16 protein-coding genes are annotated in these 13,748 nt (G+C 60.6%); 10 read left to right on the forward strand and 6 right to left on the reverse strand.

Translation table 11 applies throughout. The annotated features are described in order from the left end of the window. Positions 1–13 precede the first annotated feature (13 nt). Together LZ538_RS03730 and LZ538_RS03735 are read right to left on the reverse strand one after the other, a co-directional pair. Positions 14–787 (reverse strand): RcnB family protein, encoded by a 774-nt coding sequence (locus LZ538_RS03730; protein ID WP_249830647.1) that lies wholly within the window; start codon positions 785–787, stop codon positions 14–16. Between the two features lie 18 nt (positions 788–805). Continuing rightward, positions 806–1,333: a (2Fe-2S)-binding protein gene (locus LZ538_RS03735; RefSeq protein ID WP_249830648.1), complete on the reverse strand. Its 528-nt coding sequence runs from the start codon at positions 1,331–1,333 to the stop codon at positions 806–808. Between the two features lie 45 nt (positions 1,334–1,378). Between LZ538_RS03735 and LZ538_RS03740 the strand changes: the two genes are divergently transcribed. Beyond that, positions 1,379–2,167: an alpha/beta fold hydrolase gene (locus tag LZ538_RS03740; RefSeq protein ID WP_249830649.1), complete on the forward strand. Its 789-nt coding sequence runs from the start codon at positions 1,379–1,381 to the stop codon at positions 2,165–2,167. A 302-nt stretch (positions 2,168–2,469) separates the two neighbouring features. Here the strand turns inward: LZ538_RS03740 and LZ538_RS03745 are convergent, their stop codons facing one another. Then, complete coding sequence (locus LZ538_RS03745; protein ID WP_249830650.1) at positions 2,470–3,402, reverse strand: calcium-binding protein; 933 nt, start codon at positions 3,400–3,402, stop codon at positions 2,470–2,472. A 386-nt stretch (positions 3,403–3,788) separates the two neighbouring features. On the opposite strand from LZ538_RS03745, the gene LZ538_RS03750 reads away from it, so the two are divergent. From LZ538_RS03750 to LZ538_RS03780, 7 genes are all read left to right on the forward strand, one after another. Next, positions 3,789–4,340: a lipid-binding SYLF domain-containing protein gene (locus LZ538_RS03750; RefSeq protein WP_249830651.1), complete on the forward strand. Its 552-nt coding sequence runs from the start codon at positions 3,789–3,791 to the stop codon at positions 4,338–4,340. Positions 4,341–4,434: 94 nt separating this feature from the next. Then, positions 4,435–6,738, forward strand: a complete 2,304-nt coding sequence (locus tag LZ538_RS03755) for a bifunctional salicylyl-CoA 5-hydroxylase/oxidoreductase (protein ID WP_249830652.1) — start codon at positions 4,435–4,437, stop codon at positions 6,736–6,738. Between the two features lie 171 nt (positions 6,739–6,909). After that, on the forward strand, positions 6,910–7,146 hold the full coding sequence (locus tag LZ538_RS03760) for a hypothetical protein (protein WP_249830653.1): 237 nt from the start codon (positions 6,910–6,912) through the stop codon (positions 7,144–7,146). A 136-nt stretch (positions 7,147–7,282) separates the two neighbouring features. Beyond that, on the forward strand, positions 7,283–7,591 hold the full coding sequence (locus tag LZ538_RS03765; protein ID WP_249830654.1) for a hypothetical protein: 309 nt from the start codon (positions 7,283–7,285) through the stop codon (positions 7,589–7,591). Between the two features lie 134 nt (positions 7,592–7,725). Continuing rightward, positions 7,726–8,247 carry a L,D-transpeptidase family protein gene (locus LZ538_RS03770; RefSeq protein ID WP_249830655.1) on the forward strand — a complete coding sequence of 174 codons (522 nt, stop codon included), beginning with the start codon at positions 7,726–7,728 and terminating at the stop codon, positions 8,245–8,247. A gap of 238 nt (positions 8,248–8,485) precedes the next feature. Further along, positions 8,486–9,394: an outer membrane beta-barrel protein gene (locus LZ538_RS03775; RefSeq protein WP_249830656.1), complete on the forward strand. Its 909-nt coding sequence runs from the start codon at positions 8,486–8,488 to the stop codon at positions 9,392–9,394. A gap of 411 nt (positions 9,395–9,805) precedes the next feature. After that, positions 9,806–10,036 (forward strand): helix-turn-helix domain-containing protein, encoded by a 231-nt coding sequence (locus tag LZ538_RS03780; RefSeq protein WP_249830657.1) that lies wholly within the window; start codon positions 9,806–9,808, stop codon positions 10,034–10,036. Between the two features lie 838 nt (positions 10,037–10,874). Here the strand turns inward: LZ538_RS03780 and LZ538_RS03785 are convergent. The 3 genes from LZ538_RS03785 to LZ538_RS03795 all read right to left on the reverse strand — a co-directional run bounded on the left by LZ538_RS03785 (position 10,875) and on the right by LZ538_RS03795 (position 12,916). Next, positions 10,875–11,312: an excalibur calcium-binding domain-containing protein gene (locus LZ538_RS03785; protein ID WP_249830658.1), complete on the reverse strand. Its 438-nt coding sequence runs from the start codon at positions 11,310–11,312 to the stop codon at positions 10,875–10,877. A gap of 809 nt (positions 11,313–12,121) precedes the next feature. Beyond that, the gene (locus LZ538_RS03790) at positions 12,122–12,511 is read right to left on the reverse strand and encodes a hypothetical protein (RefSeq protein WP_249830659.1); all 390 of its coding nucleotides are present in this window, start codon (positions 12,509–12,511) and stop codon (positions 12,122–12,124) included. A gap of 189 nt (positions 12,512–12,700) precedes the next feature. Further along, a complete protein-coding gene (locus tag LZ538_RS03795; protein WP_249830660.1) occupies positions 12,701–12,916 on the reverse strand; it encodes a hypothetical protein in 216 nt (71 codons plus the stop codon). 138 nt (positions 12,917–13,054) lie between these two features. Here LZ538_RS03795 and LZ538_RS03800 point away from each other — a divergent pair, with 138 nt between their 5' ends. Next, complete coding sequence (locus tag LZ538_RS03800) at positions 13,055–13,399, forward strand: hypothetical protein (protein ID WP_249830661.1); 345 nt, start codon at positions 13,055–13,057, stop codon at positions 13,397–13,399. A gap of 48 nt (positions 13,400–13,447) precedes the next feature. After that, entirely contained in the window at positions 13,448–13,720 is a 273-nt protein-coding gene (locus LZ538_RS03805) for a hypothetical protein (RefSeq protein ID WP_249830662.1), read from the forward strand. Positions 13,721–13,748: the final 28 nt, after the last annotated feature.

A 13,748-nucleotide genomic window follows, 5' to 3' on the forward strand; every position in this document is an offset into this window, starting at 1 on the left:
GGTGCCGGTGTATCTACCAGAAGAAGTCGTAGATCACGTCCACGACCTGGCCGCTCCACATGTCCACGAGGATGGCGTCGTCATAGTAGCGGATCCAGCGCGTGCCTGGCGGAGAATAGGGCAGGCGATACTGCCACGGGTCGTTCAGCCAGTAGCTGCTGCGATAGTAATTCGGCCACATGCGCCAGCCGATCGAATAGGGCTGATAGCCCCAGCCGAACGGATCGTAATAAGCGCCGAGGCTGAACAGCGACCGGTGACGAAGGCGCCAGTTGTACCAATTGTAGCGGCTGTTGCTCCGCCAGTCGGTGTTCCAGTGGACCGGCGCGCTGTGCCGCACGGTGGTCGGAGCAGGCGGCTGGGTTCCCGGCCGCGGAGTGTTGCTGACGACGGGGACGCGGGCGTCGCGCCGCTCGGCCTGGCGGAGGACGCGCTGGTCCAGCCTCGCCTGCACGCGGTCCTCTCGGACCTGGACGCGCGCCGCACGCTGCGTCTCGACCGCTTCGCGGCGGGCTGCCCGGCTCGCCTCGATGTCGCGGCTGCCGATCGATCGATCAGCTCGCGGCTGAGTGGGAGCGCGCTCAACGTGCACCTGCTGGCGATCCTCGCGAATCTGCTGGCGATCCTCACGGCTCTGCTGGCGGTCCTCACGAGTCTGCTGACGGTCCTCGCGGCTCTGCTGGCGCTCGGTCCGCGTGTCGTCGTCGTTGTTGCGGTCGCGCGGGGCGGCAAGCGCGGGCGACGCCGCGACGCTTGCCAGAAGAAGGGGGATCAGGAACTTACGCATTTACATTGCCTCACAGGGTTATTGCGGAGGCAAATGCTCCTCGCCAGATGAGCCGTCGCTTAACCGTTTCGGAGCCGTATATTCAGCTTTGTCAGTAACGACCGGCGCGGTCGTGGACGCGGCGCGGCGGATAGCTTTTCGAATGCGGGAATAAGCCCCGCAGCGGCAGATGTTCGGAAGCGCGGCGACCTGCTCGTCCGAGGGAGAGGGGCTGGCTTCGAGGAGCGCGGCGATCGCCATGATGAAGCCCGGCTCGCAATAGCCGCACATCGTCACCTGCTCCGCCAGCCATGCTTGCTGAACTGGGTGCGCGCCGCCCAGTCCCTCGATTGTAGTGATCACCGCGCCTTCCAACTCGGCGAGCGTGACGCTGCAGCTCGTCGCCGCGCGCCCGTCGATGATCACGGTGCAGGCGCCGCAGTCGCGGCTGTCGCAGCCATATTTGGTGCCGGTGAGGTTGGACGCCTCGCGCAACGCCCACAGCAGGGGCGTCGCCGGGTCGAGCCGATAATCGATCCCCTCTCCGTTCACGGTCATTCGCGTCATGATCCAACGCTAGCGCGACGCGCGCCGCGCTGCCAAGATACCGCCATGTCTCGGGTCACCGCGGCGATGGGAATCGCACTAGGCTATGAGGGGTCGGGCGAGGGCGACCGCACGCCGATTGTCTTCCTTCACGGAGTCGGATCGGACAAGTCGGTATGGCGGCCGCAGCTTGAGCGATTCGGGCAGGAAAGGCGTGCGATCGCCTTCGACTATCCCGGGTACGGCGACAGCGATCGCGCACCCGAAGGCACCACCCGCGACGATTTCGCCGCCGCGATACTGGCGGCGATGACGGAGCTCGGAATCCAGAAGGCGCATGTCTGCGGCCTTTCGCTCGGGGGCGTCGTTGCAATCGCCCTTCATCATGCCTGGCCGGAGCGCGTCACCTCGCTGATCCTCGCGGACACGTTCGCCGATCATCCCGAGGGTCAGGCGATCTACGATCGGTCCGTGGCGGCGAGCGAGAATATGCGTGCGCTCGCCGAATCGCGCGTGGACGTGCTGATGGCGCAGCCTTCGGATCCGGCGGTCCGGAATGAGGTCATCGAGACAATGGCCCGCATTGACCCGCCAGCTTATCGGGTAGGCGCCGAGGCCGTCTGGATGGCGAACCAGGTTGCGCGCGTCCACGACATTCGCGTACCGACGCTCGTGCTTTGCGGAGCCGAGGACAAGATCACGCCGCCGGCGCTTTCGGTCGCGCTCCAGCGACTGATCCCGGGAGCGCAATATCAAGCGATCGAGCGCGCCGGCCATCTCAGCAACATCGAACGGCCGGAGGAATTCAACACCCTGGTGGGTGCCTTCATCCGCGGGGTGGACTCGCGCAGCTGAAGAGCGAGCCTGCGGGACGGATAGCGGCACGCTTGCGCGCATCAATCAATCAGCGCGGAAACCCCCGATCCCAGCGGGAGGGAGCTTGTCGCGGATCTTTCTCAGCTACGCGTGAAGTGATGTCGACGCCGCGAGGCAACTCGCGGAAGGAATCGCGCAAGCTGGCCACGACGTCTGGTGGGATCGGCAACCAAGCACCTCGGCATGGAGGAGGCGGCGGAGTAGCTAATTGCGGTTGATTTGAAAACGAAGGGCCGCTCCCGTCATAGGAGCGGCCCCTCTCTACTTACTGCTCACGTCAATCAGACCGGGAACAGGTCTCCATTGATGACGAGGTGATCCGTTCCGACCTCGAAGCCGGTGATGTGCACCGTTGCACCCGAGACTCCGAGAATGGTCACGTTCCCATTCTGGCCAACCACGACCTGAACGTCATCGTCATCGTTGATGTTGATCGTGTCCGCATCACCGATGCCGCCAACGCCGAGGTTGATGTCGATGTCGGTGACATTGGTGCCGGACGGATCGTTGATCGTCACCGTATCGGCTCCACCGAAGGCATTGAGGGTCACTTTCTCGATGCCGGTCAGGTCCATCAAGATGTTGCCCTGAGCCCGGGTGAACAGCGCGTGATCTCCGTCAGAAGACAAAGCGAAGGTTTCCGGATTGCCGTTGCCGTTGAAGAGCATCTCGTCGAATCCCGTGCCACCGTCGACGCGGTCGCTGCCGTCTCCCGGATCCCACTGAAACACATCGTTGCCAGCGCCGAGTATACCGATGTCAGTGCCCTGATCGCCGTCGACGAAGTCGTTGCCAGCACCCCCAGTGAGGATGTCGTCGCCGCTTCCGCCGGTCAGCACATCGTTGCCGGATCCGCCGAGGATGAAATCACTTCCTCCGTGACCCGACAGGATGTCGTTACCGGAGTCTCCGCGAAGGTCGTCATTGCCACTACCGCCAGTCAGCGTGTCGTCCCCGGCTCCGCCGAACAATCGCGCTGCAGGCAGCGGGCCGTTCGTTTCGTCGAGCGTGATGACGTCGTTGCCGCCGTTGCCGAACGCGCGGATCAGATCCGTGTCGGCAATGTTCGGCGTCCCGCCAGAGATGTGGACGGTACCGCCGTTCCCGAAAATGTCGCCGGATCCATCGCGGCTAATCGTGATGGGATTGTCTGAGTCGTCTCCAACGAACAGCACTTGTTTGGAGTGAGGTTGAAATTTTCCGATAATGCTCATTTTGCAAATTCTCTTCGATGTGATTGAGCTCCCCTCTGTGACCTAGGGTGCTACGACCACGCCGCTTGCACGGACTTCAACCGGGCTCCGTCCACGAGCTGCTCCTTCCTTCATTGTTGGGGACAACAGGGGCGGTCCCTCCGGAAGCACTGGCTCACGAAGCTCATTTCCCTCGAAACGCGATGGCGACGACTTAGCCGAGCGCCGCGGCGGCCCGTATGATCCAGTGACCGGCAAAATTGATCAAAACACCGGCTGATCATCATTTTTTCGATCAGTTAGATCGCCTGGTCCACTCAGCGGCGGCGACGCGGATCAGTTCAATTGCCGATGGCGGCGTACGCTTGGGGTCGCAAAGTGCACCCGAACAGCGGGAGGCAGCGAACATGCGCGTCATTCGATATTGGCTGCTTGCGATCAGCCTGATGGTCGCCGTTACGATGGGCTCGAGCAGAGCGAGTGCCGCAACCGCCGCGCAACTCAACGCGGACGGCAAGGCGGCGCTGAGCCGGCTCTACGCGCAGTCCGACCGGGCCAGGCGCTACAGTCGCGATGCGCGTGCGATCCTGGTCTTTCCCAAGATCGTGAAGGCGGGCTTCATGGTGGGCGGCCAGGGCGGCGAAGGCGTTCTGTTCGTACGCGGCCAGCCGACCGCATATTATAAGATCGGCGCGGCCTCCTTTGGGCTGCAGGCGGGTGGACAGTCCTTCAGCTACGCATTGTTCCTGATGAACGACCAGGCGGTCCGCTATCTGGACCGAAGCGACGGCTGGGCGATCGGTTCTGGCCCCAGCGTGGTGGTGGTGGACAAGGGCAAAGCAATGAGCACGACCACGACTACCCTGGCCAAGGACGTCTATGCCTTCCCCTTCGGTCAGAAGGGCCTGATGGCGGGCCTGGGGCTCGAAGGATCGAAGATCTCGCGCATCAAGCGGTAGGCCGCGGAGATCCCTACTGTCCTAGTGGCGCGTTGCTGTGCCATGCTGCGGCAATGCGGTTTCATGAGCATCAGTTGAACCCGGGAGCGACGCGGTGAAGATCGCCTGCGTCGGCGCCGGGCCCGCCGGCCTGTATTTCGCGATCACGATGAAGCTGCGCGACCCCGCGCACGAGATCGAAATCTTCGAGCGCAACCCGGCCGGAGTCACGTTCGGCTGGGGCGTCGTCTTCTCCGATCTCACCGTGGACAACATCACGCGCAACGACCCCGAATCCGCAAAGACGATCACGGAAGAGTTCGCGCACTGGGACGATATCGACGTCCACTTCCGCGGCGAGACGATTACGTCCGGCGGGCACGGATTCATCGGCATCGGACGCAAGCGGCTGCTCGAGATCCTGACCGGCCGCGCACGCGAGCTTGGAGTCGTCCTTCACTTCGAAGCAGAGTGCGATCCCGCGGATCCGAAATGGCGAAGCTACGACCTCGTCATCGCGTCCGACGGCATAAATTCCGGCTTTCGCGATGCCGACCCCGAAGCCTTTGGGGTCGATGTCGACGTCCGTTCGAACAAGTTCGTCTGGCTGGGCACGTCGAAGGTGTTCGACGCTTTCACCTTCGCGTTCGAGGAAACCGAGCATGGCTGGATCTGGGCACACGCCTATCGCTTCGCACCCGACTGTTCGACCTTCATCGTCGAATGTTCGGAGGAGACCTGGCGCAAGTTCGGCTTCGACCGGATGGACCAGGCGGAAACCATCGCCGCCTGCGAGAAGCTGTTCGCAAAATATCTCGACGGGCATGCGCTGCAGTCGAACTCCGCGCACCTGGTCGGCTCGGCCGCATGGCTCAATTTCCGGCGCATAAAGTGCGAGCGATGGAACGCCGGCAACGTGATCCTGCTGGGGGACGCCGCGCACACCGCGCATTTCTCGATCGGCAGCGGGACAAAGCTCGCACTCGAAGATGCGATCAAGCTCGCCGACGTGCTCAACCGGCCCGGCCTCAGTCTCGAAGCGGCGATGGACGAATATGTGGCCGAGCGGAACCTTGAAGTCCTGAAGCTGCAGAACAGCGCGCGCAATTCCACCGAATGGTTCGAGACGCTGGAGCGCTACACGCATTTCGAGCCATTGCAGTTCGCTTACTCGCTACTCACGCGCAGCCAGCGCATCAGTCACGAGAATCTGCGCCTGCGCGATCGGGAGTGGCTGGAAGGCGTTGAGCGCTGGTTCTGGAAGCGCGCGACGGACGGCAGGACGAACAAGACCGCGCCGCCCATGTTCGCCCCCTTCAAGCTGCGCGAGATGGAGGTACAAAATCGCGTCACGGTCTCGCCGATGGCGATGTATTCCGCGCTCGACGGCACGCCCAACGATTTCCATTTCGTGCATTATGGCGAGCGGGCGCTGGGCGGAGCGGGCCTGATCTTCACCGAGATGACCTGCGTATCTCCCGAAGGGCGCATAAGCCCCGGCTGCACAGGCATGTGGAACGACGATCACATCGCTGCCTGGAAGCGCATCGTCGACTTCGTCCACGGAAATTCGAAAGCGAAGATCTGCCTTCAGCTCGGCCATTCCGGCGCCAAGGGATCGACCCGCGTCGGATGGGAAGAGGACAATGCGCCGCTGCCACACGACAATTGGCCGGTGATCGCGGCGAGCGACGTCCCGTGGTCGCCCGTCAACCAAATCCCTCACCCGATGTCGCGCGCCGACATGGACGCGGTGCGCGATCAGTTCGTCGCGGCAGTGCGAATGGGGCTGGAATGCGGTTTCGACATGATCGAGCTCCACGCCGCGCACGGCTATCTGCTGTCCGGCTTCCTGACCCCGCTGCAGAACAAGCGCGCGGATGAATATGGCGGCACCCTGGAAAACCGCCTGCGCTATCCGCTCGAGGTGTTTGCCGCGATGCGCGCCGCCTGGCCCTCCGACAGGCCAATGTCGGTGCGCATTTCCGCAACCGACTGGGCTGGCGATAACGGCATCACGGCGGACGATGCAGTGGAGATCGGCGAGGCATTCGCCCGCGAGGGCGCGGACCTGATCGACGTGTCTGCCGGCCAAACCTGGACTGGCGCTCAGCCAGTCTACGGTCGAATGTTCCAGACCCCATTCAGCGACAAGATCCGCAACGAAGCGCGACTGGCGACCATGGCGGTGGGAAATATCTACGAGCCCGACCACGCCAACTCGATACTGGCCGCGGGCCGCGCCGACCTGGTCGCGCTCGCGCGTCCGCATCTGATCGACCCGTTCTGGACGCTCCGCGCCGCAGCTCAGCTGGACTATCGGGACGTGCACGTGCCGCCGCAATATCTCAACGGCATGAGCCAGCTCGCGAGAAATTTGAAGCGGGAAGCGGAGGCAGCTGCTGCGCTGCGCGTTTAGCGGCAGCGATCTAGTAATCAGGTTATGGCCGCAAGATTATGACCCTTTGCGGGACAGATTTGCTGTTTCCCCGTAGAAAAACCTCAGTTCTTCTCCTCATAGTTGGCTGCCCCGACCATTTGTATCCTAGAGCTCAAGCGCGTGGACCATGGGATATAAAAGGGGGAACTTATGGTATACTATCGGTTATACCAGCTTCACGGTCCAAAGAACGAGGTCGAGAGCTTCCGCGAGTTCGAGGCGGATGACGATCTGGTCGCAATCGCTCAATGCGAGCCTTTGCATCGCCTCAATCCGATGGAGCTTTGGTCGGGCCATCGAAAAATCCGTCGATGGGAGGGGGTAGTGTCTGAAGCGGGCGCGCTTAATGAAATCTCGGGGACTCTCAAGATTTCGGGTGAGGCCTAACCCCAAACCGCTGCTTTGCCGGTGGAAACCCGACGTTTCGGCTTAGTAGCACCCGCTACGGCGCCGTCGGGCCATTCCCCAATATCGCTATTCTTTTCGGAGACGTAACAGTCTGCGCTGAAAAGGAGAATCATCCATGGTCGCCGAAACGGGGGCAGCCGCGAACGTCGAGCAGATTTTCGGCTCGCCGGAATCGACCCCAGTCGCAGACGAGCTCCAGAAGCTCACCAGCATGCTCGAAGCGCTGTGCCCAAAGGACAGCATCATCAGATTCGAGTTCGATGGACAGTTGCGGTTGCACGTAGATGTGCGCCGGTTCGAGGAGATGACGACTCTCGAAGCCTTGTTGCCTACGGCTTGCGGCGGGATCTTTCACGGCGTGCAAAGGGGCGTGGCCCAAAAGCACTCCTTCTTCCACCGGCTGAGCGCAGTCGTAGTCCATTGACGCTTCGCGCGAAGCGCTGACCCGCTTCAACTCGCGCGGTCCGGGACTATCCCGATAGGGCGAGCGCGCGCGCTTCAATAAATCGCCCATCGTCCGGGGACCTGTTCGGGGGAATGGCCTGAACGAGGTGTTTGGTGAAGCGTCTCATCCAGTTCGGACTTCTCGGCTTTGCGGCAGCTTCCGCCGCTGCTCATCCAGCTTCGCACAGAAGCCTCTCGGTCGCGCAAAAGGCGGCCCGCCTCAATCCCGGCCAATATGTGTGGGAGGCCAGGGCCGCATCGAGCGGACCGCTCTTCCTGGTGATCGACCTCCGCGCGCAACGGGCCTTGGTCTACCGCAACGGCGTGCCGATCGCCGCATCGACGATCTCGACAGGCCGGCGCGGACGTGAGACGCCGACCGGCCTCTTCGCCATCCTGCAGAAGGAGGTCATGCATCGATCGCGCACCTATGACGATGCGCCCATGCCCTACATGCAGCGGCTGACGTGGAAGGGGGTCGCCCTGCATGGCGGCCGCCTGCCTGGTTACCCAGCGTCGCATGGCTGCATCCGCCTCCCCAGTGGCTTCGCCAAGCTGCTCTATGGCGCCACAAGGCTCGGCACACCTGTCATGATCACGGACGGCACTGGCCTGCCGATCACTCGCCGGGCCTGAGGGGGTTGGCCGAGACGAAGGCTGCCTGACGCCTTAGGGAGCGCGAATGCGGCTCCCTGCGGTCGGATCGACATGTCGCCGTACGATTTTGCTCCTTCGACGTGCTGCCCTCGAAAGCTCAATCCTTCGCGAATTTGGGCCATTTCATGTTCCTGTAACCTCGCGGCAATGTGGCGCTCGTCACAGGGGCCCGGCGTGCCATCATGACACGCAAGCCATGTCTCCCGGGAGGCCCGAGATGATAAAATATCTGCTGGCAGCTTCGGCGCTGCTGGTCTTTGCCACGCCAGCCGCAGCGACGGACAACAGCTTCTATGTCGGAGGCGACTTAGGAGCTGTCTGGCCGAAGAGCCATAATCTCGAAGGATCGATCGACTTCATAGATCCACGCCTCACCGACATTCCTTTCAGAACAGTCGGGGACCTTCACTACAAGGCCGGGATCGATGGTGACCTATTGGCCGGCTACGACTTTGGAATTTTCCGCCTGGAGGGCGAGGTCGGCTACAAGCATGGGAACATCAAGTCATCGCAAACCGCGCAAGACTTCCTCGATGCGATCAACTCCGCAGCCGGAAGCACGTTCACGACGAGCGACTTCAACATCGATCGCAAGACCAACGTCTGGTCCGGCATGGTGAACGGCTGGCTCGACTTCGGCGGCAACGGAGCTGGTCATATCGGCGGCGGCATCGGCGCGGGCGCGGGCTATGCCGGCGTCCATGAATTCGGAAGCAGCCACAGCACCTTCGCGTGGCAGGGACTTGCCCAGCTCTATTACCCGGTCAGCGACCAGTTCGATGTGGGTATCAAATATCGTTACTTCCATGCCGGTAAGAACGACGGAACAGATACACTGACGTGGGACGCACCAGCGGTTTGCGCGGGACCTGCGATCTGCTCGGGCGGAACGGCAGTCCTCGGTGATAATGCACGGTTCGTATCGCACAGCGCCTTGCTCAGCTTGGTCTACAACTTTGCCGCCGCCAAGCAGCCGGCCCCGCCGCCCCCTCCTCCTCCGCCGCCGCCGCCTGCACCCGCTACGCAGACGTGTCCGGACGGTTCAGTAATCGAGGTCACGGCGACCTGTCCCCCGCCGCCGCCGCCCCCACCGCCGCCGGTAGCCGCACCGGAACGCGGAAATTGATATGATCGGTTGAGGCCGCGCTGCTCACAAACGCAGCGCGGCCTAGCGACGGAGCTTGAGCGCAACAGCGTGCATTGTTGCCGAATGGTTCGCTGGCGGAGACGGAGGAATCCGAACTCCTTACTGAAGGTCATGTTTTATCTAGCTTTTTTTATTTCGGATGATGAGCGCTGTTGCTCGCCAGTGTTGCTCCTGGGGCTCGCTTGAGTAGCAATTTTCCGCCAGGAATTAGCCACGTTAAAAGCCGCGCTGCCGAGCGTTCAGTCGCGGAACGGTCCGTTCACCGAGATTGGATCCATGCTGTCCGATGCGCCTAATTAGCCGCAGTTTTCTGCGGTTTTTCGGCATTTGATTCAATTTTTCGGTCGACCGTTTCCGAAGTAGAATCCTTCGAGTCACAGGAGGATACAGATGGACGACGCCAACGTACGCGACCGGCTGATTGACATAGCTGCCCGCTCGGGGATCACCGGAGAGAGTCGCACCACGATCTACAATCGGATTCAATCAGGCGAGATCACCGTTGTGAAGCGGGGACGGCGCACCTTCCTGAGTGAGTCCGAGGCCTATGCGGAGGTGCGCAATTGCCTAGTCGCCGCTCGGGCAAACCAGGTAACGCACCGCGAAGGACCGGGGAAATGAACACCGAGAGCGCAGCGGCACCATGCCCGTGGGGATGCCCACCCGACGAGGAAGAATGCCCCTTTAAAATGTCACAGCGAAGCGGTCTGCCCGTGACAGCATCTCGCGCAGGTGCAGACTATCAGCCCTTCGACGATCCGCTGCCGATGTCTAATCGAAAATGGCGCCGTAGACAGTTGTTAAAGCAGCTCGAGGTCGGACAAAGCTTTACCCTGCGCGGTACGGAGTTGACGTACTCTTCGCTCAAAAACCTTTGCTACAACTGGAGCGTCAAGCTCCGTAAGACTTTTCGCTGCTCCGAATTGGCAGATGGTCGTTTCAAAGTAAGTCGGCTGGCATGAAGTTTAACGCGTTTAGCGTTCTGTTTAACAGCTAAGATGCTGAGATCGCAGCACATTTAATGATTTAGTGCGTTTAACGGATCAACCTCATCTTGATGGCGACTATAATAGGGGGATCTACGTCGCACGTGTTAAAAGTATTAAATCATTAAATGTATTACGGTTTTTGGCGTGAAACCGCCTTTGCTGCGTTTAACGCGGCCTCAAATTACTTTAAATGATCCGGTCATCTCCCCCGAAAATTCGTGGGCACGCCCGTGGTAAGCAACACGATTATGCAACACGCGCCACGGCGTTTCGCTTTTTCCCATATTAGACCAGCGTCTTAAGTGCGAGGTTCGGCGTCTATCTCTTCCGCCAAACCCTCGCTTGAAGTTGGCGGTATGGCTGATTCCCCGTCCGCCGAACTAGAGAGAGGGGGTTGTACCACCATCAGAGCTGCGCGTTTCTAGCACCACGGCTGCTTCCCCCGTGATAGTATCGCGCAAGCCCTTCCTTTACGTGTCTTCATCGCCCTGAAGTGTTGAAACGTAGGTTTCGCAGCCCTCGATGAATGACCGGCTGTATCCGCCGCAATCGCTTGCGTCGATGATGTCGTGGTCGCGCGCCCAATCGAACCCCGCGTTATGCCCGCTGCAATCGTCCGTGCATAAACTTGTGTCGCCCACCTCTTCGAAGTCTCGAGTTTGGGAGAAGTTTTCGCAAGCGATACCATCCCCATCTGCGTCCAGGTCTTCGGAGTATCCGTCGTTACCTTCTTCGAGCGGGGCAGCCCCATCTGCAATGGCCTCGTCACAGGTCTCATACGCGGCATCCGCTGTTTCATACGGAGCGAGCGCTCCGCTGTCTGTGCCTGTGTCCCCGTCTCTCTCGCGACCACCATTGGGCGAACAGGCGGTAAGTAGCGCTGCGTATAGAAGGGCCGCGCGCCTCATGCCCGTCGTGCCTGCCCCCGTTGCGGATTTACGTTCCTGCCCATCGTGTCCGCGAGCTTGCTCAGCAATCGTCCGAAGCCAAGGAACATCCACACTTCAAAAACGATGGCTCAACAGCCGACGTAGTATTGAGCGTCCCGACCAATTACTTCACCGGATATAGAAAAGGTTGCACATGCCACAGTGTTGCAGTTTGCCGGCCGCGCTTCAAGCGGAGCCAAACGTCCGCCTCCCACCTATTGCGAACACTAGAAGCCGATGCGAAACCGGCTCGATGCATCTCCGGTCGATGACGTGCGACACCAACTAACTGGCAACGCCGGCATGTACCATGTGGCGCGAGAGCTATCACGCAGAGGATGGCACGTGATGCCTACGGTTCGAAATGCCCGGGGAGCGGACCTATATGCGGCCAGCGAAGATGAGGCTCGCGTTCTCCCTATTCAGTCGAAAGCGCTCTCGAAGCGGGCCCCGGTACCCCTGGGAGGCTCGCTTGATAACTTGTGCTCGCACTGGTGGATTATCACCGTCAATGCGAATTCTGATCTGCCCACCTGCTACATCCTTACCTTAGAAGAAGTGAAGGCGGCCGCGCACCGCGGCGTGAATCAAGTCGGAAAGGTGTCGTTTTGGCTGCAGCCGAAGTCATATGCGCTGCCGGAATACCAGGAGGCGTGGCATCGGTTAGGCGAGCCGTAAACACGCTGCCAGATTTCGCGAATTCTGAGTGGCGGCGGATCATATGTCCGCCTAATCTCTAGTAATGGTCTGTTTATTGTGGTTGCTGCGCAACTGCCCCATGGCATTTCCTACACATTGTGAGTCATGATGTAGACATATTCGGGAAAGCGATCGATCTCCGCCTTTTGGCCGCCCACCTCTGCAGACCAATGCTCCCAACCCTCTTTCTTTGTCGCCGGCTCTCCGAGATCGAGACCGTATGCCCCGAGATCCTCGACACGCGGCAGGGTTAAATTCGCAGCCTTGCCATTTACGAAGAAGGCGCTGTTGTAGCCGCCATACTCGCACAGCGTTCCGCCAGATTCCTCGTGGCAGTCTGGGTTCGACCCCATCGCGGCGTCGACAGGCGAACGCTCCTTTCCGATCAAGGCGGCGGCATCGAGTGTCACTTTCGCGCTCTCGGGCGCGGAGCAAGATGTCGCGATTGCACCGATGATAATTGTGACGATCTGCCGCATTCCAACCCTCGCTTACCTTACCATCTGCCTTTTACCCATTCGAAAGGTGCACGTTCGTCTTGGGTATCAGCGGCTGATTGCCACAGGCCATCCGCGCCGCAAACAAATCATGGTGCCCGGATCCACCTTTTCTTCGAACGATCTAAATACCTTCGCATTGTGCGACAGTAGGGCCGTGCGGGTGACTACTCAATTTGTTACCCGATAGAGACCCAAGGCCTCCTGAAGCGCTATGTCGAGCTGGCCGATTAGCGCTTCTACCTCTTCATTCCTCTCACACTTTCCCTCCTTTATGATGCCGGTGACGATCCAGCCTATCAGTTCGTAGCGATGAAGCTGACGCTCCGAAGGCGTCATCTCGTCCATGTAGTTTGGTGCTCGTACAACCTCGCGTTCCTGTGCCATCTGATCCCCAGCTCCCGTGACAGGACCCGTAGGTCGGAGCCCGTGCGTCCTCAATGCCGGGGGGTTGCTAAAGGTACAAGTTGTGAGCCTCGGGTATCCGTGCTCAGGAGAATTGCCGCAGCATGGGAGGGGCGCACGGTGACCGACGGCCACGTCAGTATCAAATTGGCCAGTTTGGCGGCGGCAGCGAGCCTAGGTCTTAACTCCTGTGGCGTCGGAAGCTGCTCGACCTACGCCTCCGATTACTCCTGCTCTTACGTCGAAAATGATGCTGAGTACGAGGTTTGGTATTGGCGCAATCTCGATAGAGATGATGACGCAGATGAGACCCTAATCGGCCGGGCCGTCGGGCTACGCATGTGCGAGGACAACGCACGGGCGTTCGCAGCCGCTATCGGTGAAGACTTCAACTACCGGGCCTACATCTGTGTCCTAATGAAAGACGGCATGCGGATGGAGAAGCACCGATTCATCGAAACCTAGCCATTAAGGTCAATCGCCACAGACAACCCTTATTTGAAAGTTGTTCTCATGAAAGAGTCTAATCGGGCTGACCTGATCGGAAGCCTTGTCGGTATGTCGCGCTTCGCCCTTGGGCTCCTTGCCTTTTGGGGCGGATGGATGTTCCTTGTCGGACAGGAGTGGTGGTCTTGGACCGACCAGGCCACGATACATGCGCTTGCCTTCGGCGCCGGCCTATTCGGCAGCCTTTATCTCAAGCTGCACGAGGACGTCTGGTCCAAGCGGCTCGGGGAAGCCCGCCGCGCCGAAAACGAGGCCCGGCGTGAAAGCCGCAGAGCCTGACGAACCCCAGATGCGTGATCCGATGGAG

Source organism: Sphingomonas hankyongi (genome assembly GCF_023516575.1).
GTDB classification, from domain to species: Bacteria; Pseudomonadota; Alphaproteobacteria; order Sphingomonadales; family Sphingomonadaceae; genus Sphingomicrobium; species Sphingomicrobium hankyongi.